This window comes from Actinokineospora iranica (genome assembly GCF_900101685.1).
GTDB classification, from domain to species: domain Bacteria; phylum Actinomycetota; class Actinomycetes; order Mycobacteriales; family Pseudonocardiaceae; genus Actinokineospora; species Actinokineospora iranica.
In genome coordinates this window covers 125856-150606 of the sequence record NZ_FMZZ01000004.1, presented here as the reverse complement: position 1 = coordinate 150606, position 24751 = coordinate 125856, and the positions used below count along the sequence as shown (strand labels likewise).

The 24751-nt window shown below is 70.2% G+C and carries 25 protein-coding genes; 12 read left to right on the top strand and 13 right to left on the bottom strand.

The annotated features are described in order from the left end of the window. Nucleotides 1–64: 64 nt before the first annotated feature. From BLS56_RS10660 to BLS56_RS10645, 4 genes are all read left to right on the top strand, one after another. On the top strand, nucleotides 65–1255 hold the full coding sequence (locus BLS56_RS10660; protein WP_091449826.1) for an acylneuraminate cytidylyltransferase: 1191 nt from the start codon (nucleotides 65–67) through the stop codon (nucleotides 1253–1255). Nucleotides 1256–1293: 38 nt separating this feature from the next. Beyond that, nucleotides 1294–2172 carry an N-acetylneuraminate synthase family protein gene (locus BLS56_RS10655; RefSeq protein WP_091449825.1) on the top strand — a complete coding sequence of 293 codons (879 nt, stop codon included), beginning with the start codon at nucleotides 1294–1296 and terminating at the stop codon, nucleotides 2170–2172. 130 nt (nucleotides 2173–2302) lie between these two features. Continuing rightward, on the top strand, nucleotides 2303–2974 hold the full coding sequence (locus BLS56_RS10650) for a hypothetical protein (RefSeq protein WP_324187511.1): 672 nt from the start codon (nucleotides 2303–2305) through the stop codon (nucleotides 2972–2974). Beyond that, complete coding sequence (locus BLS56_RS10645; RefSeq protein WP_139190602.1) at nucleotides 2971–3495, top strand: hypothetical protein; 525 nt, start codon at nucleotides 2971–2973, stop codon at nucleotides 3493–3495. The genes BLS56_RS10650 and BLS56_RS10645 overlap by 4 nt, the downstream gene beginning before the upstream one ends. A gap of 34 nt (nucleotides 3496–3529) precedes the next feature. On the opposite strand, the gene BLS56_RS10640 is transcribed toward BLS56_RS10645, so the two are convergent. From BLS56_RS10640 to BLS56_RS30550, 5 genes are all read right to left on the bottom strand, one after another. Next, nucleotides 3530–4366, bottom strand: a complete 837-nt coding sequence (locus tag BLS56_RS10640; RefSeq protein WP_091449823.1) for a DUF5753 domain-containing protein — start codon at nucleotides 4364–4366, stop codon at nucleotides 3530–3532. A gap of 91 nt (nucleotides 4367–4457) precedes the next feature. Then, nucleotides 4458–5036: a hypothetical protein gene (locus tag BLS56_RS10635; RefSeq protein ID WP_091449822.1), complete on the bottom strand. Its 579-nt coding sequence runs from the start codon at nucleotides 5034–5036 to the stop codon at nucleotides 4458–4460. A gap of 34 nt (nucleotides 5037–5070) precedes the next feature. Beyond that, complete coding sequence (locus BLS56_RS10630; RefSeq protein WP_139190601.1) at nucleotides 5071–5544, bottom strand: hypothetical protein; 474 nt, start codon at nucleotides 5542–5544, stop codon at nucleotides 5071–5073. Beyond that, nucleotides 5541–5810 (bottom strand): hypothetical protein, encoded by a 270-nt coding sequence (locus BLS56_RS10625; protein ID WP_091449820.1) that lies wholly within the window; start codon nucleotides 5808–5810, stop codon nucleotides 5541–5543. The genes BLS56_RS10630 and BLS56_RS10625 overlap by 4 nt, the downstream gene beginning before the upstream one ends. Then, on the bottom strand, nucleotides 5804–6097 hold the full coding sequence (locus BLS56_RS30550) for a hypothetical protein (protein WP_139190600.1): 294 nt from the start codon (nucleotides 6095–6097) through the stop codon (nucleotides 5804–5806). Before BLS56_RS30550 ends, BLS56_RS10625 begins: the two co-directional genes overlap by 7 nt. 539 nt (nucleotides 6098–6636) lie before the next feature. Between BLS56_RS30550 and BLS56_RS10615 the strand changes: the two genes are divergently transcribed. Together BLS56_RS10615 and BLS56_RS10610 are read left to right on the top strand one after the other, a co-directional pair. Then, entirely contained in the window at nucleotides 6637–7473 is an 837-nt protein-coding gene (locus BLS56_RS10615; protein ID WP_091449818.1) for a helix-turn-helix domain-containing protein, read from the top strand. A gap of 5 nt (nucleotides 7474–7478) precedes the next feature. Continuing rightward, nucleotides 7479–7697 carry a DUF397 domain-containing protein gene (locus BLS56_RS10610; protein WP_324187516.1) on the top strand — a complete coding sequence of 73 codons (219 nt, stop codon included), beginning with the start codon at nucleotides 7479–7481 and terminating at the stop codon, nucleotides 7695–7697. 89 nt (nucleotides 7698–7786) lie between these two features. Here the strand turns inward: BLS56_RS10610 and BLS56_RS10605 are convergent, their stop codons facing one another. The 4 genes from BLS56_RS10605 to BLS56_RS10590 all read right to left on the bottom strand — a co-directional run bounded on the left by BLS56_RS10605 (nucleotide 7787) and on the right by BLS56_RS10590 (nucleotide 10191). After that, nucleotides 7787–8263: an Imm1 family immunity protein gene (locus tag BLS56_RS10605; protein WP_175482766.1), complete on the bottom strand. Its 477-nt coding sequence runs from the start codon at nucleotides 8261–8263 to the stop codon at nucleotides 7787–7789. Beyond that, nucleotides 8260–8883, bottom strand: coding sequence for a DddA-like double-stranded DNA deaminase toxin (locus BLS56_RS10600; RefSeq protein WP_139190599.1), 624 nt, complete (start codon nucleotides 8881–8883; stop codon nucleotides 8260–8262). The genes BLS56_RS10605 and BLS56_RS10600 overlap by 4 nt, the downstream gene beginning before the upstream one ends. A 214-nt stretch (nucleotides 8884–9097) precedes the next feature. Next, nucleotides 9098–9835 (bottom strand): lysophospholipid acyltransferase family protein, encoded by a 738-nt coding sequence (locus BLS56_RS10595; RefSeq protein WP_091449814.1) that lies wholly within the window; start codon nucleotides 9833–9835, stop codon nucleotides 9098–9100. Continuing rightward, nucleotides 9835–10191, bottom strand: coding sequence for a hypothetical protein (locus tag BLS56_RS10590; protein WP_091449813.1), 357 nt, complete (start codon nucleotides 10189–10191; stop codon nucleotides 9835–9837). Before BLS56_RS10590 ends, BLS56_RS10595 begins: the two co-directional genes overlap by 1 nt. 256 nt (nucleotides 10192–10447) lie before the next feature. Here BLS56_RS10590 and BLS56_RS10585 point away from each other — a divergent pair, with 256 nt between their 5' ends. The 3 genes from BLS56_RS10585 to BLS56_RS10575 all read left to right on the top strand — a co-directional run bounded on the left by BLS56_RS10585 (nucleotide 10448) and on the right by BLS56_RS10575 (nucleotide 13243). Beyond that, nucleotides 10448–10651, top strand: coding sequence for a cold-shock protein (locus BLS56_RS10585; protein ID WP_091449812.1), 204 nt, complete (start codon nucleotides 10448–10450; stop codon nucleotides 10649–10651). 84 nt (nucleotides 10652–10735) lie between these two features. Then, nucleotides 10736–12469, top strand: a complete 1734-nt coding sequence (locus tag BLS56_RS10580; protein WP_139190598.1) for a hypothetical protein — start codon at nucleotides 10736–10738, stop codon at nucleotides 12467–12469. A gap of 39 nt (nucleotides 12470–12508) precedes the next feature. Further along, nucleotides 12509–13243, top strand: coding sequence for a DUF899 family protein (locus tag BLS56_RS10575; protein WP_091449810.1), 735 nt, complete (start codon nucleotides 12509–12511; stop codon nucleotides 13241–13243). A 48-nt stretch (nucleotides 13244–13291) separates the two neighbouring features. Here the strand turns inward: BLS56_RS10575 and BLS56_RS10570 are convergent, their stop codons facing one another. Then, the gene (locus BLS56_RS10570) at nucleotides 13292–15202 is read right to left on the bottom strand and encodes a glycosyltransferase (protein ID WP_091449809.1); all 1911 of its coding nucleotides are present in this window, start codon (nucleotides 15200–15202) and stop codon (nucleotides 13292–13294) included. 46 nt (nucleotides 15203–15248) lie between these two features. Next, nucleotides 15249–17189: a glycosyltransferase gene (locus tag BLS56_RS10565; protein WP_091449808.1), complete on the bottom strand. Its 1941-nt coding sequence runs from the start codon at nucleotides 17187–17189 to the stop codon at nucleotides 15249–15251. Nucleotides 17190–17425: 236 nt separating this feature from the next. Between BLS56_RS10565 and BLS56_RS10560 the strand changes: the two genes are divergently transcribed. Next, nucleotides 17426–19348: an arabinofuranosyltransferase gene (locus BLS56_RS10560; protein ID WP_175482765.1), complete on the top strand. Its 1923-nt coding sequence runs from the start codon at nucleotides 17426–17428 to the stop codon at nucleotides 19346–19348. 12 nt (nucleotides 19349–19360) lie between these two features. On the opposite strand, the gene BLS56_RS10555 is transcribed toward BLS56_RS10560, so the two are convergent. Beyond that, nucleotides 19361–20407, bottom strand: coding sequence for a glycosyltransferase family 2 protein (locus BLS56_RS10555; RefSeq protein ID WP_175482764.1), 1047 nt, complete (start codon nucleotides 20405–20407; stop codon nucleotides 19361–19363). Nucleotides 20408–20519: 112 nt separating this feature from the next. Between BLS56_RS10555 and BLS56_RS10550 the strand changes: the two genes are divergently transcribed. Further along, nucleotides 20520–22505, top strand: coding sequence for a DUF6541 family protein (locus BLS56_RS10550; RefSeq protein WP_091449805.1), 1986 nt, complete (start codon nucleotides 20520–20522; stop codon nucleotides 22503–22505). Nucleotides 22506–22578: 73 nt separating this feature from the next. Here the strand turns inward: BLS56_RS10550 and BLS56_RS10545 are convergent, their stop codons facing one another. Beyond that, the gene (locus BLS56_RS10545) at nucleotides 22579–23829 is read right to left on the bottom strand and encodes an MFS transporter (RefSeq protein ID WP_091449804.1); all 1251 of its coding nucleotides are present in this window, start codon (nucleotides 23827–23829) and stop codon (nucleotides 22579–22581) included. 230 nt (nucleotides 23830–24059) lie between these two features. On the opposite strand from BLS56_RS10545, the gene BLS56_RS10540 reads away from it, so the two are divergent. Then, entirely contained in the window at nucleotides 24060–24746 is a 687-nt protein-coding gene (locus BLS56_RS10540; RefSeq protein ID WP_091449803.1) for a DUF4232 domain-containing protein, read from the top strand. Nucleotides 24747–24751 lie beyond the last annotated feature (5 nt).

Genomic DNA, 24751 nt, shown 5'->3' with positions numbered 1-24751 from the left:
CCTACCGGCGGCCTGTTGCCCTCTTACCCTGGGCGCGGCTGCCGTGCGGACCGCTCGTGGCAGCATGGCCGCCGTGACTCAACCCACTTCATCGACCGGGCAGGTCGTCGCCGTCATCCCGGCGCGCGGCGGCTCCAAAGGCGTGCCAGCCAAGAACCTCGCCCGGGTCGGCGGGGTGCCGCTGGTGGCCCGCGCGGTGCGCGCGGTGCGGGCGGCCCGCCGGGTCGACGAGGTCGTGGTGAGCACCGACAGCGCCGAGATCGCCGACGTCGCCGTCGCAGCGGGCGCGGTGGTCGTGCGGCGGCCAGCGGACCTGTCCGGGGACACCAACTCGTCCGAGTCGGCGGTGCTGCACGCGCTGGACGAGTTGCGCGCCCGCGACGGCGGCGACCCGGAGACCGTGCTGCTGGTGCAGTGCACCTCGCCGTTCATCGCGGTCGAGACCATCGACGGGGTGGTGGCCCGGGTCCGCGACGAGGGCTGCGACAGCGCGTTCACCGCGGTCCGGGTGCACGAGTTCCTGTGGCGGGTCGAGCCGGGCGGCTCCGCGTCCGGGGTCAACCACTCCGCCGCCTACCGGCCGCGCAGGCAGGACCGGGACCCCGAGTTCCGCGAGACCGGGGCCGTCTACGCGATGCGCACAGCGGGCCTGCGCGAGGGCGGGCACCGGTTCTTCGGCCGGATCGGGCTGGTCGAGGTGCCAGCCGGGGACGCCATCGAGATCGACACCGCCGACGACCTCGACCTGGCCCGGCGCATCGCCGCTGGCCGCGCCGAGCGGGAGCCGATCGCCGTGGACGCGCTGGTCACCGACTTCGACGGCGTGCACACCGACGACCGGGCCATCGTGCTGCAGGACGGCACCGAGGCGGTGGTCGTGAGCCGCTCCGACGGGGCGGGCGTGGCCGCGCTGCGGGCGGCCGGGGTGCCGGTGATGATCCTGTCCGTCGAGGTGAACCCGGTCGTCGCCGCGCGCGCGGCCAAGCTCGGCGTGGAGGTCGCGCACGGGGTCGCCGACAAGGCGGTGCTGCTGCGCGACTGGATCGCCGAGCGCGGCCTCGACCCGGCCCGGGTGGCGTACGTGGGCAACGACCTGCGCGACATCGACTGCCTGCGGCTCGTAGGGTGGCCCATCGCGGTGGCCGACGCCCGGCCCGAGGTCTGCGCTGTGGCTAGGGTCGTGCTCGCGAGCCCCGGCGGCGCGGGCGCGGTCCGCGAGGTCGCCGACCTGATCCTGGCCGCGAAGCGGCAGTGAAGAGCACGGCGAGAAACGCTGAATTGGAGAGCCTGGACATGAGCGCAGCCGCACCCACCGTCGTCCTGGGTGACCGGGTCGTGGGCCCCAGCCACCCGGCGTACGTCGTCGCCGAGGCGGGCATCAACCACAACGGCGACCTGGACCTGGCGAAGCGGCTCATCGACGTCGCGGCCGACGCGGGCGCCGACGCGGTCAAGTTCCAGAAGCGCACCCCCGACATCGCCACCCCGCCGGACATGCGCGACACCCGCCGCGAGACCCCGTGGGGCGAGATGAGCTACCTCGACTACCGCTACCGCGTCGAGTTCGGCGTCGAGGAGTACGAGGAGATCGACCGGCACTGCAAGGCGCGCGGCATCGCCTGGTTCGCCTCCCCGTGGGACGTGCCGAGCGTGGACTTCCTGGAGCGCTTCGACGTCCCCACGCACAAGGTCGCCTCGGCGTCGCTGACCGACACCGCCCTGCTGTCGGCGCTGCGCGACACCGGCCGCCCGATCATCGCCTCCACCGGCATGTCGACCATGGCGGAGATCGACCAGGCGGTGGCCGTGCTGGGCACTGAGCGGCTGATCCTGCTGCACGCGACCTCGACGTACCCGTGCCCGCCCGAGGAATCGAACCTGCGCGGCATCACCACGCTGCGGGAACGCTTCCCGGTGCCGGTCGGCTACTCCGGCCACGAGCGCGGTTTGCAGGTGTCGGTGGCCGCCGTGGCGCTGGGCGCGTGCGTGGTCGAGCGGCACGTCACCCTGGACCGCGCGATGTGGGGCTCCGACCACGCCGCGTCGCTGGAGCCCGACGGCCTGCGCAGGCTCGTGCGCGACATCCGGATCGTGGAAACCGCCATGGGTGACGGCGTGAAGCGGGTATTCCCGGGGGAAGAGACCCCCCGCAAGCGGTTGCGCCGCGTGTGATCGCGCCACTCGGCCGCTGAAGTGTCCCACCGGACGGAGCCGATGTAGTGTTCGTCACTCCCACGCACGTGCTTCCCGCCCCGCCTAGTCCCCCCGAGGCACCGACTTGTCGATGATTTCCCTCAACGCCGTGACCCCGGCGTCAGCGAGGTCACGGGCTGATCTGGCCGCGCTCGTCGCCACGTACGCCCGCCGCACCGCGTCCATGGACGCGCCGGAAACCGTCACCATCGTCGGCAACGCGCCGGTCCCACCCGACCCGGAACGCGCGGCCGCCATCGACGCCGCCGACCTGGTCATCCGGATGACCAGCTTCGCCGTCGACACGCCGGACGCGCCCCCCGCCCTGGGCTCCCGGACCGACGTGGTCGTGCTGCACCGCGGCCTCATCGCCAGCCCGCACACGTTCGCCGACTACCCGTCGCGGCTCTACCTGCTCGTCGAGCCGGGCAGGCTGCACTGGGAGCCGGAGCTGATCCCGGACTGGTGGCCCGCCGACCTGGGTTTCGTCCCGGTCTCGAACCGCGACTTCACGGTCCCCCTGAACGACCTGCTCGGCTACGACCCGAGGGCCGCGATCTGGTCGACCACCGGCACCCTGACCGCGTACCTGGTCACCGAACTGTTCCCCAAGGCGACGGTCCGCATGGCGGGCATGTCCATCATCGACCAGCCGGACCAGACCACCTTCGCCCACGCCTGGGGCGACGCGGTGCGGGTCACCGAGGAACACCGGCTGGCGGCCGAGGCGGCGCTACTGAGAAGTTGGATCGACATCGGAAAGATCGAGGTGCTGCCATGACAAGTGGACCAGTGGTGGACCGCCTCCGCGACACCGCCCGCCTGGTCGGCGGCCCGGTGTGGCGCAGGCTCCGGCCCCGCATCGAGGCGATCGCCCGGGAGCAGATCGCCCCGGTCGCCCACGACGCGGGCCGCCGCAACGACGAACTGGCCCACGAGCTCACCGCCCTCCGCGACACCGTCCGAGACGACCTGATGGGCCGGGTCGAGGCCCTGGACCACCGCCTGGGCGAGGTCGGCGCGGCGGTCGACTGGCTGGGCAACGAACAGCGCCGCATGGCGCCCCAGCTGGCCGCCCTGGAGTCGCGGCTGGCGGAGTTGGAGCACCGGGCGGGCAGAGCCATTCCGTCGATGGACGCCGACCCGCCGGAACTGGGCTCCGGCCTGGACTCCGGGCTCGACTCGGTGCTCTCGCTGGTCGAGGAGATCCGGATGGAACACGCTCGGGTCCGTGCCCGGCTGGGTCTGGTCGCCCGCTACGAGGAACGCATCGCCCGGCTTGAGGACGCCGCCGCAGGCTGACGGGCATCGTCGGCGTCCCATCCAGGGTGGGTGTTCAGCCTGTGGCCAGGTAGTGCTGGTGGTCGATGAGGGCGCGGGAGTCGGGTTCGCTCAGCGCGAGTTCCGCCAGGTGCCGGAACCGGTGGGTGGCGGTGGTGACGCGGTCGGGGTTGTCGGTGATGACCGATCCGAAGGCGTGGTGGGTGTAGACGGTGTCGATGTCGTCGGCATCGGGAAACGACAGGATCGTGAACGGCGCTTGGTGGGCGCCGACGGTGGTGGGCAGGATTTGGACGGTGATGTTCGGCAGGCGGGCTTGGTCGGCCAGGTGGCGGAGTTGCCCGTCCAGCACTGAATCCGGTGTCTGGTGCTGGGGGGTGATCGCGTGCGCAGGGATGATCGCGTGCAGGGCCAGCGGTGGGTGGGTGGTCAGGCGCTGCTGTCGTTGGGCGCGCGCGGTGACTTCGGCGGCAGTGTTGCGGTGAGGGCGGCCGGTGATGGGGTCGGTGAGGGCGAGGCGGGTGTAGTCGGGGGTCTGGAGCAGGTCCGGCACGGCGGTGAGCGCGTAGACGCGTGCCGTGCTGGCGTGGTGTTCCAGGCTGATGTATCCGGCATCCGTCAGGCCGAGCCCGTGCCACCAGCCTTTGTCCTTGGCCTGTTCCCAGAGGCGGACATACGGTTCCCATTCGTTGACGGGGACCCCGTAGACGTCGAGTAGCGCGGTCAGGCCCGCGTAGTCTGGGATCTGGCCTTTCTCGATGCGGCTCATCTTGCGGAGGTCGTAGCGCAGCGGCTTACCGGCTTCCTCCTGGGGCAGACGGGCTGTTTTGCGCAGTCGCGCCAGGCGTAGCCCGAGTCGTCGGGCGCGGGGGGAGGGTTCGTGTTGCGGCATTCGTGCGGGCTCCGGGGAGAGGCGGGCGGGTGTGCTGGTCAAGAAATCGGCAGGCGAATCGCGCGCTAAAAGGAAAGGCGCCTGTGGTGGTTCATGCGTGTTGACCCCTTTGTTTTCGCTCTTCGTGTCGCAAATATTCGTCAAGGGTGGCGGTGTGTTCGCCGTGTCGATCCAGCGGGTACGTCACGATCGACAGTCGGGACCAGAGCAGCCGGTCGGCTTTGGTGGGTTCGTATTCGGTGTCGACTGTCGCTCGGTGCTCGGCGACGGCGCGGGCGAGGGCGTGCAGTGACGTGCGGGCGATGGTGAATCCGTTGTCGCCGGTGAGGGTGCGCACTCGGTGGATGATCTGTTCGCGGCGTTGTTCGACTTCGGCGCGGAATACCTCGACCGTGGCTTTCCATGCTTCGTGTTGGGCTATGGCGTCGCGTCGTTGTTCGGCGGTGATCTCGTTGGCGACGAACGCGGCGCGCATGTCGGCCATCCGCGCGTTGCGGGTGATATATGTTGCCTCGGTTCGGCGGTAGATGCGGAGCAACACTCGGTCGGTCTGTATCACGTAGTGGTCGCTGGTCATCGCTCGCCAGCGGGCGATGACCGGGTTCCGCAGTTCGATATTGATCAGTTCTTCTGCGGCGCGATCGTCATCCGGTTCATACGGCAATCTCATGTATAGCGTTCCGTTGTTCGAGTCAGGCGGGTTGTCAGCGAGAGTCGGACGGGCCGGGAGGCGGCAGGGGGACCCAGGTCTTTTCGGGGTGTAGCCGCATTTCGAGGAGGGCGGCGAAGTCCGGCCCGACAGGACGCAGGGCCGAGAGCGTGTTTCCGGGTGGGGTGATGGTCAGCAGCCAGCGGGTGGCCCACAGGGCCGGGCCGGTGTAGTGGCCGGTCACGTGTGTGGGGCAGTAGGGGTCGGTGTCCGGGTGGCGTGGTGTCCGGTAGGCGAGGGCGGTGGCGGGCGACCAGAGGATGATCATGTCCACGACGTGGGGCCAGGTCAGCGTGGCCCCGAACGCCTGGACCGGGTCGTTTCCGTAGGCCCACATGTGCCAGCGTCGTGCGCGCAATGCCGACAGGCACAGGTCGAGGCTTTCGCCGTGCCTGGTGGGTGAGTGCTCGCCGTTCCTGCCGAGGACGTGCCTGGGCTGGATCGGCGTGGAGTGCTCTGCGGGGGTCACTGGTCCTGCTCCTGGGGGGTTCCGGTGATGACCGTCCCGCTGGTGTCGTCGGGGCGCAGTAGTCGGACTTGCCGTGCCGCTTCTTCGAAGAGTTCGGCGAGTTGGTCGGCTTGTTCGCGGGTGGCCCATCCGATCACCACTCCGGAGGCGTAGACGCGTGCTTTCTTCGCGGTCTGGGTGATGGTGTGGGCTACCTCGTCCAGGCGGGCGGCGAGGCGGGCGAGGTTCGCGGCCAAGTCCACTTGCTCCGGGTCGGGGGTCACCATGGCGTCTCCACGCGGTGCCCGGGCGGTGCGGGGTCGGGGGTTCCCGCACCGCCCGGGGTGTGGGGCCGGGCCACCGGCAGGGGGGAAGCGCTACCGGTGGCCCGGCTGCTCAGGGCCGCGCGGCGGCGGTACCGGCGCCGCGCCCGCCAGCGCGGGGACAACGGCAGAGGCGGCATGGTGTTCCTGCGTCGCCGGACCACGAGGGCGATCTGCGCGGCGATGACCAGTGGGCCGACGACGGCCATGTACTCGAACCAGGTGATGACGCCGCGCTGAAACGGGGTCATCGCGTGTGCCTGCCCGCGCTGCCATCGCCCTGGGCACGTCTCGAAGGGCGGTCCAGGGCGATGACGATCAAGAGCACGAGCAACCCGGCCAGCACCATCCCGCCGAGAGGGAACAGGACTATCCAAGCCGCACCCATGACGTCACTCGGACCGCTGGCGGCGGATCGTGCGGCGCCGCGCGACTCGTGATGCCCTGATCGTGTCATGGGGGACCGGGGTGGCGTCCTCGGTGACGAAGTGCGCGCTCGTCCCGGGTGGGACGCTCGGGCAGTCGTCCCCGTGGACGGTCAGGGGTCGGTTCTGGTCGGCGCCGTCCTGGCCCGGTGCTCGGTGAACCCATTGGTGTGGGGACACTGCGAACTCCCTCGATGGTGGGGATATGCCTGGACCTGCGCGGCCCCGTGATCCTGGGCTGGAGTGGGGGCCGCGCGGCCCCCGGCCGAAGCCGGTACCAGGGACGATACCCTGTGGATATGCATAGTGAATATCCATCGAATGGGGGACAAGGTGACGGTCACGACTCAGGCAGGATGGTTTCCATGGATGCTGGCGCAGGACCTGCGGCTCGTCGCCGCTACCTCGGGAAACGGCTGCGCGCGCTGCGCGGCGAGCGATCCTCGGCCGAGGTGATGGCCCAGGCGCGGATCTCGCAGCCGACGCTGTCCCGGATCGAGGGCGGTCGCGGCACCATCGTGCCTCGGAACGTCGCGAGCCTCCTGCGGATCTACGGCGTGCCCGACGCCGAGGCCGACCGTTTGATGGACCTCGCGGTGTCTTCCGAAGAACGCGGCTGGTGGGAGTCGTACAGCGACATCATCGGGAAGGGCTTCGAGATCTACGCCTCGTTGGAGCCCGACGCCGCCGAGATCTGGATGTACCAAGCGGAGTTCGTTCCAGGTCTCTTCCAGACGGCGGACGTCCTTGCGGCCCTGCACCTCGCCCTCCGTCCAGAGTTGGCTCAGGAAGAGATCGACCGCTTGATCGAACTGCGGATGGAACGCCAGTCTGTGGTTCGGGCGCGGGTAACCGCTGTGGTCAACGAGGCGGTCTTGCACCGGCCCATCGGTTCGCCGGAGGTGTGGCGAGCGCAGTTGACTCGGCTGCGTGCGGAAGCCGAGCGCGGGCAGGTCCGCGTGCTGCCGTTCTCCGCAGGCGCCCATCCGGCGATGGCGGGCGCGTTCTCCATGCTCAAGTTCGACGACTTCGAGGACACCGAGGACATGGATCTCGTCTACGTCGCCACTGAGCGCGGAAGCATGTACTTCGAGAAGCCGGGCGACCTGATCCGCTATGGCCAGGTCTTCACCCGTGTGCGTGACATGGCGCTCTCGCCAGAAGAGTCCGCTGACCTGCTGACTACCCTGGGCCGTGAGTGACCCCGATGGCAGGGGGAACGATCCTGGGCAGCGAGAAAGGGGCCAGCATGAGCCGGTCTGTCACATGGCGGAAGAGCAGTTTCAGCGACGCAAACGGCGGCGAGTGTGTCGAGGTTCGGTCGACTCTCGACGCGCTGCGTGACTCCAAGAACCAGGGCGGTCCGGCCCTTGCGGCGCCGGTGGAGTCGCTGGTCTCCTGGGTCCGAGGCCACGCTTCGCGCTGACCGGACTCGGCGTTCGGAAACTGGAGTGGCCCCCTCCACGGAGGGGGCCACCCGCCACGAACAACGCATAGCCCACCCGTCGCGGGCGGCTAGTGAGCGGGGTCGGGCACATGCACCCGGCCGTCCTCGGTCAACTCCCAGACCAGGGCGTTCACGGGCAGCCAGTCCACGGCGGCAGGCCGCTGGGCGGTGCGCACCCACTCCAAGAGCACGGCGCGCAGGCGTTCCAAGGGCATGACCGTGGCAGGCGGGAAGATCGTCACACCATCTGGGTCGTAGTAGATCGTGGGCGGCGTGGCCAGCGGTTCGGGGCTCAGGGCAGCCCACGCCCAATCGGCGCCAGGCGGTGTGGTCTCGTCTACGAACAACACGGCGCCGAAGTCGCCCGCATAGCCCGCGCGGCTCCAACGTTTCGGCTGCCCCTGGATGCCGATCCACACCTCGGTCTGCTCCTGGTCCGGCAGCACGAGCATCTCCACCAGGTCACGACGCTGGTGCGACGTGCGCGCGACGACTTCGGCGCTGGCGTAGCCCGCTCGTTTGCCGACCACCACGTGATCAGTCATTGCGCCCTTCCTGACAGCATGACCGGCCGGTCGGGGTCCTTCGGCGACCATATCGCCAGGGTCGAACCTGTGGGCAGGATGGCGGGAATGACGACTCCGCAACTGAACGGTTCGAGCGCGTCGGGATCGGTGCCGCAGGGGCCGCGGTCATTGTTGATCACAACGATCCCGTAGGTGATGCCGTTCTCGCGCATGAGCGCGGCGATCTTGGTTTCCACGTGCGACGCAGCCGGGTGAGGCCCCGCGCGCGGCATCTCCACGCCCGCTTCCACCAAAGCCTTGTCAGCCCGCTTGGCGTCCGCGTCCCGACCACTTCGGATGGTGTGCTCGGTGCCATCCGAGTCGTAGAACAACCCCGTCGTGACCTTGGCGTCCGCCTCCCGGAGCGACGCGATCCGGGCGGCTGCCCACTCGGCGTCCTCTGCGGCGGCGCTGATGCTGTCCGGGCAGGCAACCCCGCTGTCGGCTTCCGCCTGCGGCCACCAAGCAGGCTCAAGACCGCACGCGAACCGGCCGCAGCTCGGCGCGTAGACGAAGTTCAGGAGCAGCCAAAGCACGGCTGCCATGACCAGGATGCCAGTCAGGGACGACAGGGTCTTGCCTGCCGGTCTCAATGCCACGGTGCCCAAAATCCAGTAGTCAGTCGGGTTGCCGGTTCCCTCTCGTGAGCAACAAACCCCTCCCACCCTGGGGCCGCCGGGCCCTGCTCCATCCTATCGCCGCAGGTAAGCGCGTGGAAGAGAGTGCGCTGCGGCTGTGAATAACTCGCGACCATCGGCGGCTTGGGAGCTCAGCGCACCTGGCTGGTCCGGCGGGTGCGCTGAGCTTGTCGGCCTACTCCGGTTTGCGCTTGTCGAGTTCCGCGGCTTCCTCGGGGGTGGGGGCGGTGCCGCCCAGGTGGGTGGGCATCCACCAGGAGTCGTTGGCGTCCTTGGGGGACTCCGGGTAGTCCTTCTGGACGCGGTCCAGCAGGGCGGTCATCCGGATTCGCAGGTCCCGGGTGACTTCGTCCAGGTCGTCGTCGGGGGCGACGGTGAAGGACTCCCCGGCGAGGATCGAGATGGGGATGTGGCGCTGGGTGAGGTCCTTGGGCCTGCCCTTGGTCCACAGCCGCTGCGTTCCCCACAGGGCCATCGGCACGATGGGGACACCGGCTTCCGCCGCCAGGCGGGCCGCGCCGGTTTTGATGTCCTTCACGGTGAAGGAGCGGCTGATGGTGGCTTCGGGGAAGACGCCGACGACCTCGCCCGCGCGGAGTTTGTCCAGGGCTTCCTGGTAGGAGGCCTGGCCTGCCGCGCGGTCGACCGGGATGTGGCGCATTCCGCGCATCAGCGGCCCGGCGATCTTGTTGGCGAAGATCTCCTGCTTGGCCATGAACCGCACCAGCCGCTTGGCCGGTTGCGCGCCCAGGCCGCAGAAGATGAAGTCCAGGTAGCTGACGTGGTTGCAGGCGATGACCGCGCCGCCGGTCGGCGGGATGTGCTCGGTGCCTTGGACGTCGAGGCGGTAGTCCATGACGCGGAACAGGGTTTTGGCCGCCAGGACGACTGGCGGGTAGACGAACTCGGCCACTAGCCGCTCACGCTCTTGGCGGCGTGCTGGCGCATGGCGATGGGGGCGCCCGCGAGGTCTTCCTCGTTGCAGAGGAGCTTGACGTCGTAGTACGGGGAACCTTCGCCGTCGTCGTAGTCGAGGTGGATGGCGATCACGTCCACCGGTTCGCCGAGCCACTCCTGGGTGCTGCGCAGCCAGGACGCGGCGCGTTCCAGGGCTGTGGGGAGATCGTCGTCGCGGAACTCGACTGGGCGGTAGGGCACGCCCTGTACCTGGTCTCCCCGGTGCGCGGGGCGGGGCAGGTCGACGGAGACTCCGGCTTCGTCGAGGTTCAACGCGATGGTCTCGGATTTGTCACTGGCGAGCTCGCTCACTCTGAAAGAGTCTCCCAGCAGGGAGGCCGCCGCAACCCCCCGGGTCGTGGAACGTCACACGTGCGGGGGCGAGCAGGTGTGTGGTTGACTGTAAACGGTCGTGAATTTTCTTGAGTACGTGTTAGATCACGCTCGCAAGAGATCGTTGCGGGCGCGCGGTTTTCCTCCAGGTCAAGCCGGAGAAGTCGCCGTCTGAAACCGACCAGGGCCTGCGCACCCGCGCAGCGTCCAAGCGGTACCTGTTGAGGAGATAGACGTGGCACAGGGCACAGTGAAGTGGTTCAACTCCGAGAAGGGCTTCGGCTTCATCCAGCCGGACGACGGCGGCGCCGACGTCTTCGTGCACTACTCGGAGATCCAGGGCTCGGGCTTCAAGAGCCTGGACGAGAACCAGCGCGTGGAGTTCGAGATCGGCCAGGGCCAGAAGGGCCCGCAGGCCACCGGCGTCCGCGCCGTCTGATCTGACTGAGAGCTTCGCAACCGCGGCCCCACCTCCCGCGGGAGGTGGGGCCGCGCTGTTTACCGGTTCCGTACACTCCCGCCGGTGGAGACACTGGTCGCGGGCCACGAGCCTGCCGCGGAATCGACTGAACCGGACCAGCCGCTGAAGCGTCCACGCCGTGCGGGCCAGGTGTCCGCGGTGGGTGCGGTCGCGGGCGGCGCCGCGCTGATCGGCGGGCACGCCGCGCTGTACGGGAACTGGGTGGTCGACGACGCGGCCATCACCTTCGCCTACGCGCGCAGCGTCGCCGACGGGCTCGGCCCGGTGCTGCAACCCGGGGCCGACCCGGTCGAGGGGTATTCCAACCCGACCTGGCTGGCGCTGCTGGCGATCGGCAGGTTGGTCGGCCTGTTCGACCGGGGGGCGATCTTCGGGGTTCCCGACTACGTGCTGTTCCCGAAGGCGCTCGCCCTGCTCTGCTGCGCGGGCATCCTCGCCGCGGTCCACTTGGCCGCGGCCAAGGTCACCCGCCGCCCCTGGGCGCTGACACTGCTCGTCGGCGCCGCGCTGGCCGTGGTGCCGTCGTTCGTGATCTGGTCCTTCTCCGGGCTGGAGAACTCCCTGTACGCGCTGAGCGTGGCCGCTCTCGCGTCCCTGTTGTTCCGGGCCGTCATGGACGACCGCCTGCTGTCGCCCCGGGTGGCGCTCTACGCCGGGCTGCTGGTCGCCCTGGCGGCGCTGACCCGGCCGGACGGCATCATCTACCTGGACGCGTACCCGCTGCTCGTGCTGTTCCGGCTGACCCGCCCGATGTTCGCGGTGAGCGTGCGCGCGGTGCTGATCAGCGCGCTGGCCTGCCTGGTCCCGTACGGCGCGTACGTCGGGTGGCGGCTGATGGTGTTCGGCAGGCTGGTCGCCAACACCGCCGTCGCCAAGGGCCAGGAGCCCCCGGAGTTGGAAAGCCTGTCCCGGGTCGGGGAGCTGATCGGCTACGGCGGCGGGCTGGCGTTCCTCGGCTGGGCCGTGTGCGTCGGGATCGCGCTGGCGCACCCGTCGCGGCTGCGGGCCGCGCTCGGCGGGGTGCTGGTTCCGCTGGGGCTGTCGCTGCTGGCGTTCTGCGTCCTCGCGCCGGACTGGATGGGCGAGTTGCGGTTCGCGACCCCGTTCTGGGTGCTCGTCGCGCTGGCCGGGGCGCTGGCCCTGCCGACGGCGCTGCGGTCGGTGAGCGCGCGGGCCCGGCTGCTGCTGGCGGCGGGCCTGGTGCTGGCGACGCTGCCGAGCCTGGCCGTGTTCACCACCGCGGGCAAGACATTCCGCGCGGCCCCGACCGTGCCGATGTGCCTGGTCGGCGAGGCGTTCGGCCGCGGTGTCAACGGCTACGCCGACGTGCTCGGCCTGCGGGAGGCCTCGCTGCTGGCCCCCGACCTCGGCGCGACCGCGATGTCCACCCGGCTCACCCTGGTCGACCTCGCCGGGCTCGCGGACGCCCCGATCGCCGACTTCTGGCACGACAAGGACTGGCGCGGCCTGCGCGACCACGTGTTCACCGAGGTGAAGCCGACCTTCATCCACATGCACGCGCCTTGGAGCGCGCAGACCGGCCTGATCAGCGACCCACGCCTGGAAACGGACTACCACGTTGTCGTCGGCGTCGACGACGGCGTCGTGGGCGGCGACTGGGTGCGCAAGGACGCCGTGCCGAGCCAGGAGGCCCTGGCCGCGCTGCGCGCCTACGCCAACACCGTGGTCCGGCCCGCGATCCAGCTCCAGCAGGCCGCTCCCCGGGGCACCTGCGGCCCGGTGCTGCGCCCCGACCAGGGACCGACACCCAGCTAAGGCTTGTGCGGCGCTCGCCGGCCGGGCTAGACACGTCCCATGACAGAGACGCCCGCAGGTGAGCGCCCCCTTCCGCAGGTCACCGACCGGCAGGCCTGGCAGGCGGAGATCGACGCGCTCCGGGTCAAGGAGAAGGCGCACACCCGGGCCGGGGACGCGCTGGCCGCGCAGCGGCGTCGGCTGCCGATGGTCGAGGTCGATCCGCGGACTCCGCTCATCGGGGCGGACGGCCCGACGCCGTTGGCCGACGTCTTCGACGGCCGGTCCCAGCTGATCGCGTACTTCCACATGTGGCACCTGGGCAAGCCCGCCGCGGAGCAGTGCGAGGGCTGCACCTTCTCCACGGCCCACATCACCGAGCTGTCCTACCTGCACTCGCGGGACGTCAGCTACGCGACCTTCTGCCAGGGGCCGTACGCCGAGAGCGCGCGCTACCGCGACTTCATGGGCTGGACGGTCCCCTGGTACTCGGTGCCGGAGGAGTCCGTGGACCGGCTGGTCGCGGGCCGCCACTTCGGCATCCTGGTCAGCTATCTCCGCGACGACGACAAGGTCTATGAGACCTACTGGACCACCGGCCGCGGCAACGAGCCGATGGCGCCGTCGTACGGCCTGCTCGATCTGACCGTCTACGGCAGGCAGGAGTTCTGGGAGGACTCACCGGACGGCTGGCCGCGGCGGTGGGGTTCGCGGGGCGGCCAGTTCCGGCTCGACGGCCGCCCGACCGCCCAGTGGTCCCGAATCAAGGCAGGCCGCGACGACAACCTCGCCTAAGAGGGAGACCCCGCGAACCGGGCGGTTCGCGGGGTCTCCCTCTTGCGGTCAGTTCTCGAAGACCTTGCGCCAAGACTCGGCGGAAGTCAGCTCGGGCAGCGCTGCCCGGTAGCTCTCCTGCATCCTCGGCCACTCGGTCGCCAGCCGCCGGTAAGCCTGCGCGGCGGCCTTGGACAGCTCCCGGAACACCTTCGGGTCGCGCCGACGGAAAGCGACACCGCTGCCGTCCGGGTTGGACACCGTCGCACTGTCCAGATTGCCCAAGAGGAACCACAGTGCGCTACCGGCGGGCACATTGACCTGCGGGCGTTCGCGCGCGGCGGGCTCGGGGGCGCGCAGGTTGTGCAGCAGCGCCTTCGACGCCTGCGCGGCGATCTTCACCGGGTGGACCGGCGGGCGCAGCATCTGCTCCGCGCGCACCGAGTCCAACGTGGGCGGCGGGAACTCGCCAGCGGACGGGAGCGTCTGCGCGTCGGTGTACTTCTTGCGGACCTGCTGGACCTCCGGCAAACCGGTGCGCAGCAGGTCGAAGAGGCGGTCCGGGCCCGCGAGGAAGTCCTCGATCGCCTTCAGCTCGATCGCGACGGTCGAGTACTCCATCGACAGCAGCCGCCGGATCGTCGCGCGCAGCCCCTGCTTGAGCAGCGTCTTGCGCAGGTCGTGCGGGCTGTGCAGGGCCGCGATGACCAGCCGGTTGCGCAGGTGGAAGTAGACCGTCCAGTCGGACAGGTCGTTCTTGTCCGTCCACGGCATGTGCCACACGCCCGAGCCCGGCAGCGTGACGGTCGGGTAGCCGTTGCGCAGCGCGCGCATCGAGTACTCGGCGTCGTCCCACTTGATGAACAGCGGCAGCGGCAGCCCGGTCGCCTCGACCACCTCGCGCGGGAACAGGCACATCCACCAGCCGTTGTAGGTGGACTCGATGCGCCGGTGCAGCGCGCGGGTCTCGCGCAGCGAGTGCGCGCCGAAGTCGTGGTCGACCACCGCGCCCGGCGCCGGCCGCCACACGCAGGTGGCCAGGTCCACGACCTCGCCCATGCTGTGCAGCCGCGACTTGGCCTGCAGGTTGAGCATCTGGCTGCCGACGATCACCGGGTTCACCGCGGCGCGGGCGAACGCGCTGGCCCGCAGGATGCTGTCCGGCTCCAGGGCGATGTCGTCGTCCATGAGCATGATCTGGTCGACGTCGGAGTGCTCAAGCGACTCGAACAGCGCCCGGCTGAACCCGCCGGAGCCGCCGAGGTTGCCCTGCTCGATGACCTCCAGCCTGCCGCCGAGCAGGTCGACCGCCTCGGCGAAGCGCGGGTGGCCGGAGATCTTCTGGGTGCCCTGGTCTGCGACGTAGACCTTGGCGATGATGTCGAGCACGGCCGGGTCCTCGCCGAGGGCCAGCAGCGCGCCGACGCAGTCGTCCACCCGGTTGAACGTGGTGGTGCCGATCGACAGCTTCTTCGCGGGCAGGTCGAGGTCGGTCGCCCACACCGCGTCGGCGACCTCGAACGTCGAGTCGTCGGTGAACACGTCGAACCAGATCCAGCCGCCGTCCTCGAACGGCGCCAGGCTGATCCGGAACTCGACGGTCTCCCACTCGCCGCCGCTGCGCACGGCCTGGCCCTGGACGTGCACATGGTCGCCGTTGGGCTTGGACCGGTACACGTCGATCCGGCCGCCGCCGCGCACGTTCAGCCGCAGCACGACGTCCTTCAGCCGCGTCCAGCGTTTCCAGTAGCTCGCCGGGAACGCGTTGAAGTACGACGCGAACGACACCCGCGCCGACACCGGCACGGTCACCGCCGACCGGGACGACACGTGGCTGTGCACGTTCTCCGGCTCGTCCAGGTAAAGCGGGCGCACGTCCAGCGGATCGGTGTCGCGCGGGAGGATCACCCGCTGGAGCACCGTGTGCGTGCTCGCGGCGGGCGCCCCACCGGGTCGTGTCGCACTAGCCTGCTCGGTCACTGCACTCCTCCAGCGGGCCAGCGGCCCCGGTTTTTCGGCGACCCGTCTACAGGTCGTAGAGCCGTTTCCAGTTGTCCTTGCTGGTGACCTCGGGCACCGCTGCCCGGTACTCCCCGCGCAGCCGGGGCGTCTCCGAGACCAGCAGGCGGGCCACCGCGGCGGCCCGCTTGGCCAGGGTGACGACCTGCTCCCGGTCGCGCTTGCGGATGCGCACGCCCTCCTGGGACGCGTCGGTCACCACGACCTTGTCGAACTGCGACACGTGCCACCATGCGGCGTCCCCGGCGGGAACCGCGGCGATGTCGTGCACAGTCTTGCCCATCGCCAGGTAGACGAGCCGCTTGAGCAGCACCAGCCGGTTCCAGCTCGGGGTCGGGCCCGCCTTGACCATCGGCACCTGCCCCACCTCGGCGGGCGAGTGCATGATCGTGTCCGGGTACTCCGCGCGCAGCTTGCGGATCTCAGCCGCCGCCGCGGCGCCGCCGTCGGCGAAGATCGCAGGCCCCTTGAGGAAGTCCTCCGCGGCCTTGATGACCGTGAGCGCCAAGCCGTACTGCATACTCAGCAGGTAGCGCACGACGCGGGACAGCAGCACCCGGGCGATCCGCTTGGGGTCGGTCTCGGAGTGCAGCGCGGAGACGACCATGGCGTTGCGGACGGCGAAGTACTCGTTCCACTTGTCCGCGTCCTTCCAGTCGAAGTCCGCGTGCCAGAGCCCCGCGCCGGGCAGGGTCACCGTGGCGATGCCCTGGGCGCGGGCCCGGTAGCCGTACTCGACGTCGTCCCACTGGAAGAACAACGGCAGCGGGTAGCCGAGCCGGTTGACCACCTCGGACGGGATCAGGCAGGACCACCAGGCGTTGTAGTGCGCGTCCACCCGCAGGTCGCCCCGGTTGGGCTTGCCGGTGGGCTTGCCGTTGTCGTCCTCGGCCTCGGCGAGCAGGTCGACGTCGTCCAGCCCGCCCTTGACGACCTTGCCCGGGACGAGCTGGGCGAAGTCGGCGTACTCCGCGCCAGCGAGCAGCTTGGTCGGGTGCAGCAGCCGCAGCATCTGCCCGCCGACGATGGTCGGCTTCGCGGTGCGGTTGGCGAACGCGGTGAGCCGGATCGCGATCTCCGGGTCGAGCAGCACGTCGTCGTCCATGAGCAGCACGTTCGCCTGGTCGGCGTGGCTGACCTCGGTGACCTCGTACATGCCGCGGCCGAAGCCGCCCGCGCCGCCGAGGTTGGGCTGGCGCAGGTAGCGCAGCCTGCCGTCGAGGGCCTTCTCCGCGTCCGGGAACGCCGCCCGGGACGACACCGTGTCGGTGCCCTGGTCGACGACGTAGACGGCGTCGACCACGTCGAGCGCGGCCGGGTCGCCCGCGAGCGCGCCGAGGGTGGCCACGCAGTCGTCCGCGCGGTTGAAGGTGCAGATGACGACAGCGGTCGGGCGGATGACCTCCGGCGCGTCGACCGTCCAGCGCATCCGCTCGACGGTCAGCGGGGTCTCCTCGGTGGTGAACTCCACCCAGAGGAACCCGCCGTCGAGGAACATGTTCAGCTTCGCGGTGAGCCGCACGGTCTCGTTCTCGGCGTCGCGCACGGTCCGCGCCACCACGACCCGGGTCTCACCCTCAAGGTCGGAGGCGACCAGCGCGATCTTGCCCGACCCGGTGGCGGCCAGTTCGACCACGACCTCGTCGACGACCGTCCACCGCTGCCAGTAGCTCGCCGGGAACCGGCCGAAGTAGGTGTCGGTGGTGACCGCGGAGTTCGGGTTCACCACCAGGCGCTCGCGGCCCCGGGTGGCCGAGCCGTGCCCGATGCCCGCGTACAGCTCCTGCGGGATGACCGCCGGTCCTCCGAACAGCCCGCGCTGGGCGACCAGACGACCGGTCGAGGCGTGGCCCACCAGGCTGTCGTCCGGCTGCGCGGCGGCGTTCGCCCGTTCGCCCGCGCTCTCCGTTTCCGCCGAGCCGCTCCTTGACGAGGTGCTACTGGGCATAGGTCTGTCGTCCTCCGGGTCGCCAGGGGCGGCGCTGCGTCAGTATCGGTTTCGGTCAGTTACGGCACACGTCGAATGAGGCCTCAACAGGCTACCCGTTCGGCTGTGGACGAGTCCGCCTACCAGCCTCTGGGGTGGCGGCCCCCAGGTCGGGGGTGGGGCAGGGACAGCGTTATCGTGCGTGCCGGGTCGTCCGCCTGGGCGGCGTCCACTCCCCTCGCATGGCAGGTGTCTCGGTGCCGGAATCAGCGTCACAGGCAGAGTCGACGGCGCGGTCCCAGCCCGCCACGACCGCACTGGACGAGCCCCCAGGCGAGACCCGGACCGCGAAACCGAGCCGGTGGCGCACCGCACTTACCGGCCCTTCGGTAATCGCGATCCTGACCTGGGTTGTCGCCACTCCGCTGTTGCTGCTCGTGGAACGCTCCAACGACAGCGACCCGTTCAGCGTGCGCGGCGCCTTCGTCCCCTTCGCCGCGGGCGGCGCCCTGTTCGCCGTCGTCACCGCCGCCGCCTGCCTCAAGCGCGCGGGCGAGCGGATCGCCGCGGTCGGGGCGGGCCTGTTCGCGGCCTGGGTGGCGTTCGCGCTGCAGGTGGCCCTCAACGGCACCCCGTTCGGTTTCTCCGGCCTGGTCGGCGACATGGGCCGGATGGCGGCGGCGGCCAACCGCTACAGCGTCAACCCGAAGCCATCGGACGCGTTCATCGAGACCATCACCTCCGAGTACCCCCCGCTGTACCCGTGGCTGGTCGGCCGGGCGTCGAACCTGCTCGACATCCCCGCCTGGCAGCTGCTCTCGGCGGCCGAGGTGCTGGTGACCTCGTTCGCCGTGCTCGCCGCGTTCCTGATGTGGCGCAGGCTGGTCCCCACGGCGGCGGCCCTCGCGGTCAGCGGCGTCGGCCTGCTGGTCTTCGGCGACCCGCGCAAGGCGTTCTCGGTGATCACCCTGTTCGTGTTCGTCCCCTGGCTGATCGCCGCGTTCACCAACCCGGCCCGAGGCAAGCTGCACTGGCTGCCCGCAGGCCTGCTCGGCGGCCTGATCATGCTCACCTACAACGGCTGGTTCCCCTTCGGCGTCCTGGGCATCCTCGCGATCCTGGTCAGCGCGTGGCGCCGCAGCGACAACCGCAAGGCCTACGCCCTGCACGTGGTCGGCGTCGGCGTGGTCGCCCTCATCGTGGCCACCCCTTACCTGGCGCCGTACGCCCTGGCTGTCCTGACCCAAGGCGGACAGGGCCTGGGCGACCTCTATATGAGCTACGAGATCCCGGAGAACGGCTTCCCGTTCCTCCAGCCCACCCTCCTGGGCGCCTTGGAGCTGACCGGGCTGGCGGGCCTGATCTGGTACCGCACCCGCACGTCCTGGGCCTGGCCGATGCTGTACCTGGTGCTCGGCTCGTCCCTGTTCTGGGTCCTCATGGGCATCCGCTTCGTCCTGACCCAGCACACCACCCTGATCCACTACATTCCCCGCCTCACCGGCATCACCCTGGCGGCGGCGGGCGTGCTCACCCTCGCCCAAGCGGCCCCCGCACTGCTGCGCCGCGTCAACCTGACCGCCCCACCCCGGGTAGGCGTCGCGGCGACAGCGGTGGCAGTCCTGTGGGCAGGCGTCACCTACTGGGACGAGTGGCGCCCCCTCCCCACCCTGGGCACATCGGAGTCAGCCGCCGACCGCGCCGACTACTCGACGATGGCCCACCTGGAACCTCTACCGGACTGCTCTTATCCACAATTCGCGCCACAGGCCGGCAGGCAGGGCTGTCTTCCCGCAGAAGAGATCAAGGATCGGGTGCAGCGCGTACGCGGAACAGAAGACCGCCCGGTAACCCTGTCCACCGACGAACGCCTCTTCGCGTTCCTACCGTGGCGCGGATACATGGGCACCGACCGCACCTCGGCCAGCTCCCTCTCCTACTGGGACGACCGCCACGAGGAAATCGTGCGCCTGTCCAACACCAAGGACCCCCAGGAACTCGCCCGAGCATCCGGCAACACCAAGTTCGGCCCCATCGACGTCTTCGTCCTCCACCGACGCGACGACCAAACCTGGATCGCCCTGGACCGAGCGTTCACCCCAGCCCAGTTCGCTTCCCCGGAGTGGGTTGTCTCAGACGACCTGAGCAGGCCCTACGTGGTGGTCACCCGCAAGCCCTAGGGGCAGACCTGGTCACACGAGGTGGCGGACGACCTTCCAGTACGCCGTCGTCACAGCGTTCAGCGGCCGCAGGACCACGCCGGGGACCTTGATGAGCGGGGTGTCCAGAGTCGTGGTCAACACCCGCATCCACTCCTTGTCCGGCACCGTCTGCGCGGCCCGCACCAGCGCCCGCCGCTCCCGCAGATCACGCCGGTGCTTCCACAGCCACACCCACCCGCGCACCTTGTCCCGCGCCCAGCCCTCCTTGAGGGCCAGCGCCAGCATCGCGATTTCCAGCGCGAGCAGGGCAGGACTGAGCAGCAGCAACGCCCGAGCACTCCACAGCGTCGTCACGAAGATCAGGCGGTTGCGCTCGACCAAGTAGTACTTGTTCGTGTTGCGCGAGAACTCGTAACGGTGCAGGAGAACCGCGTCGGGCACGTTCACGACCTTCAACCCCAGCCGCCACGTGCGGACGGAGAGGTCGGCGTCCTCGTGATAGGCGAAGTAGTGCTCGAAGAACCCACCCAGCCGATCCCAATGCGCGCGAGTGGTGACCAGTCCGGCCCCCATGGCGCCCGCGACCTCGGTCGGCGCGGTGCGGGTCTCCGGCTCACCGAGCCCACCAACCCAGCTGATCCCCAGCACATGGATCATATTTCCGCTGGAGTTGAGCAGGCTCGGGTCCTCGGCCAGCCGCACGCTCGCCGCGGCGATGCCCACCTCGGGCCGAGCCACCAGCTCATCGACCAGGCGGGCGAGGGTCCCGGGCTCCACGATGGCGTCGCCGTTGATGAGGGCGACGTAGTCACCGTCCGACACGGCGACACCCGCGTTGTTGCCGCCCGAGTACCCCAGGTTGCGCCCAGGCCGGACCACCGTCACCCGGTCAAGCTCAGCGAGCACCTCGACGTCGTCATCGGTGCAGCCGTTGTCGACCAGCACCACGTCCACATCGACCTTCTCCGAGGCCAGCAGCGCCGTCACGCTGCGCCGCAGCCACGGCTCCGACTTCCAGGCGAGGACGACCGCGCTCACCCGGGGCAGGGTGGTCGGCTGGGACGATGGCGTGTCCATGTGCTGGCTCCGCGGGGGAATGGGGGCGGGCAGGTCACGCCCGGCGACGAGTGCCGGGCCAGGGTACCGGCCCCCGGGGGAGGGCGCTTGACGCTGGCTACCCTCTACGTCCATGACCTGGTTCGAGGCCATTCCGGTCGCGCTTGTCTGCACTCTCTGGCTCCTGCTGCCGGGTCTGGCGGTCACCTACCCGCTGGGGTTGCGCGGGGTGGCGGCCTGGGGAGTGGCGCCCGCGATCACGACCGGGGCCACCGCGGTGACCGCCGTCGTCGCGGATGTGGTGGGGATGTCGTGGTCGCCGCTGCTACCGGTCGCGGTGTGCGCGGCGATGGGGGTCGCGTTCGGTGTCGGCGCGCTCGTGCTGCGCCGCCGGTTCCGGGTGGCCCGCACTCCTGATCCGCGCCCGGTCACCCTGGCCGCCGTCCTCGGCCTGCTGCCCGCGTTGGCGCTGGGCGCGGTCACGGTCTTCCGCGGCTTCGGCAGGCCGGACAACCTGTCGCAGACCTACGACGCGATGTTCCACATGAACGCCATCGCGTTCATCCTCGACTCCGGCAACGGTTCCTCGCTCAACCTCGCGGAACTCGGCGCCCGCACCAACGGTGGCAGCGGCTTCTACCCAGCGGCCTGGCACGACCTGGGGTCGCTGGTCGTGATGAGCACCGGCGCCAGCATCCCGGCGGCCGCGAACCTGCTCTCTGCGGCGATCGCGATCGTCGTGTGGCCGCTGTCCTGCCTGGTCCTGGCCCGGCAGGTCTTCGGCCCGTCCCGGGCGGCGCTGGCGGTGACCGGGGTGCTGAGCATCGGCTTCGGCGCGTTCCCCTGGGGCCTGCTCGGATTCGGGGTGCTCTGGCCCAACGCCCTCGGCCTCGCCCTGGTCCCGGCCGCGCTGGCGCTGGCGGTGTCCATCACCGGCCTGGCCAAGGACGACGCCCTCGGCCGCATCCGGTCGCTGGTGCTGCTGCCCGTGGTCGGGCTGGCCATCGGCCTGGCCAACCCGGGCGCGGCGTTCAGCCTGATCGTGCTCGCCGTGTTCCCGCTGCTCGCGTCCGTCATCCGCCGCTCATGGCGGCTGCACAAGGCAGGCCGGTCCGCCCGCGGCGCCGCGGAACTGGTCGCGGTCGTCGCCGTCCTCGGCGGTGTCTGGTACTGGACGGCGACCACGTCGAACCCGCTGTTCGCCAACACCCGCACCACCTACTGGGCCCCGTTCGACACCCCGTCCCGCGCGGTCGGCGAGATCCTGCTCAACGCCACCAACGGCAGGCCCGCCCTGTGGTTCATCTCGGCCGTCGTCCTGGTCGGCGTGGTCGCCTGCCTGCGGTCGGTCCCCCTGCGCTGGGTGGTCGCCGGGCACGCCGCCACCGGTTTCCTCTACCTGGTTGCCGCCTCGTTCAACCGCCCGGACACCCAGAAGTTCACCGGATACTGGTACAACGACTCGTACCGCCTGGCCGCCATGCTCCCCATCACCGGCGTCGTCCTGGGCACCGCTGGCGTCCTCTTCCTCGCCGAAAAGATCGCCAGCCGGGTGGCAGCGGAAGACTGGTCCAGGCCCCGGCTTGGGCTGTCCAACACGACTACCGCCGCCGTTGTGGTCGTGGCGCTGCTCGCTCTCGGCAGCCGAGGCATGTACCTGCCGGACCGGACCGCCCGCATCGCGGGCTCGTACCAGAACCTCCCGGAGACCGCGACCCTCGCCGACGCCGAACAGCGGGAGTTCTTCGCTCGGGTCAAGGACCAGATCCCCGAGGACGCCGTGGTCGCCAACAACCCGTGGGACGGCAGCGGGCTCTTGTGGGCGTTGGCGGACCGGCAGACCCTGTATCCGCACTTCACGATGCCTAGCCCCACTGAGGAGCAGACTTACCTCGCGCAGCATCTGGATGACGTCGCCACCGACCCCAAGGTGTGTCCCGCGGCGCGTGCGCTTGGGGTGACGCATCTGCTTATCGGGGAGTCCGAGTTCTGGCCTTGGGACCCGCGCAATGCGAACTATCCCGGGTTCGAGGACCCTGCTGGCAAACCTGGGTTCGAGCTTGTCGCTTCCGATGGTGAAGCGAAGCTGTACCGGATTACCGCGTGTGCGACGCCGTGATCTCGGGGGTGGCGTCCCGGGGTGGCTCGATGGGGCGGACGTTCCGTTTGGGCAGGGGGCGGGTGTCCTTGGGTCAGGCGTCGGCTGCGGCGTTCTTGCCGTTGGCGGGGTTGGTGGCGCGCAGGGTGTCGACTTCCGTGTGGTGTCGGGCCAGGGCCAGCCACAGCCAGACGGCCAGGATGAGTTGCAGGCCGCCGGAGATCACGAAGACCGACCGAGTGCCCAGCCAGGCCGCCAGGACGCCGCCTAGGAGGGCGCCGACGGGGATCGCGCCCCACACGGCTGTTCGCCAGACGCCGAGGACGCGGCCGAAGAGGTGTTCGGGGACCAGGGCGTGGCGCAGTGCTCCGAGGATGACGTTGACGGCCACCACGCCCGCGGCGAACAGGCCGAACAGGAGGCTTGCCGTCACCGGGTCGGCCACCAGGCCCATCGCGGTGAAGCTGGTGGCGCAGCAGGCGACCGCCAGGGTCAGGACGGTTCTGCGGGAGCGGCCTCGGGTCAGGCGTGGGGCGATGGCGGCGCCGATGAGGCCGCCCGCGCCGCCGACCAGGGCGAAGACGCCGAACGCGGCCTCGCTCAGGCCCAGGTCCTGTAGGGCGTAGAGCACCAGGAGCGCCTGGGCGAGTTCCGAGGTCAGGGCGAGGCAGGCGGCGAACACCACCAGCCGGATCACCAGTGGTCGGCGGGCCACCCACCGCAGGCCTTCGCCGAGCTGTTCCCGCAGGCGCGGCGCGGGGCCGGGCGCGGCCGGGCGGTAGCGGCCACGGAGAGCGATCAGCAGTGCGGCGGCCACCGCGAAACCCACCGAGTTCAGCAGGAACGGCAGTGCCGCGAACACCGCGAACGTCACGCTGCCCAGTGGGCCGCCGAGGAACGTCTGTCCGACGATCTCGACCGACTGCAACTTCCCGTTGGCCGCTTCCAGACCCGGGCGGGCCACCACCGCGGGGATCAGCGCCTGCGCCGCGTTGTCGGCGACGGTCTCGACCGTGCCCAGCAGCAGGGCCGCCAGGTAGAGCAGCCAGATGACGACCGCGTCGGCCACCACCAGGGCGCCGAGGACGCCGACAATCACCGCGCGTGACAGGTTGGCCAGGAGCATGGCGCGGCGGCGGTCGACTCGGTCGATCAGCGCGCCGCTGATCAGCGCGAACAACAGCCAGGGCAGGAACGCGGTCGCCGACAGACCCGCGATCAGCACCGGGTCCCGGGTCAGATTGGCCGCGAGCAGCGGAAAAGCAACCTTGCCGATACCGTCGCCCAGGTTGGACAGCGCACTGGAGCCGAGCAGCCACCCGAGTCTTCGGTCCGGGTTGGTCATGCTCTGGCCCCGGCGCCCGCAGCGGTCCCCGCCATACCGTGACGTTACTGTCCGTCGTCGGGGTGGTGCCACACCCGAACGGGCGGCACTTTGCCCAGCTCACCCTGGCTTGGGAAGCACCATCGGTGGCGGATGGTGAATAATTAGCCCATCGTTGACGTATGCGGTGGACAGGCAACCTTTCGGCGTGGTCACCCGTCCTCTGTATGGACGATCCAGCGGTTTCAGGCATGTCTGGAGGCGAGATCACCGTGCACGGGCGTAAGACACTGATCGCGAGCGGAGTCCTGTTGGCGGCGTTGACCGCTGCCTGCGGCAACGACAACACCGCTGCCCCATCCGCTGGGCAGACCCAGCTCACCACTCCGACGACCACCACCACTGCCGACGCCACGACGACGACCGAAGCCACGTCGTCCGCCGCGGCGCCGCCCGCGACCGCCGACGCGGGCGCAGGCCCCACCGGAACCAGCCAGGCCGACAACGGCGCGGCCACCGGCAACGACTGCAAGGCCGCCGACCTCAAGCTCGCCGTCCGCGACGGCGACGCCGCCGCGGGCACGGTTTACCGGTCGCTGGTCTTCACTAACTCCGGCACACGCACCTGCACCATCCAGGGCTTCCCCGGTGTCTCTTACGTCGCGGGCGCTGACGGGCACCAGGTCGGCCCGGCCGCGTTCCGGGTCGGCGCCAAGGGCGCTCCGGTGACCTTGGCGCCCGGCCAGAGCGCGAGCGCCGACGTCGGGTTCGTCAACGTGCGCAACTACGACGCAGCCGCGTGCAAGCCGACCGAGGTGCGCGGCCTGCGGGTCTACCCGCCGCACGACACCGCGTCGATGTTCGTCGAACTGCCCGGGGTCGGCTGCGCGGGCTCCCCGCCGGGCAACCAGCTCACCGTCAAGACCGTGGTCAAATGACAGTG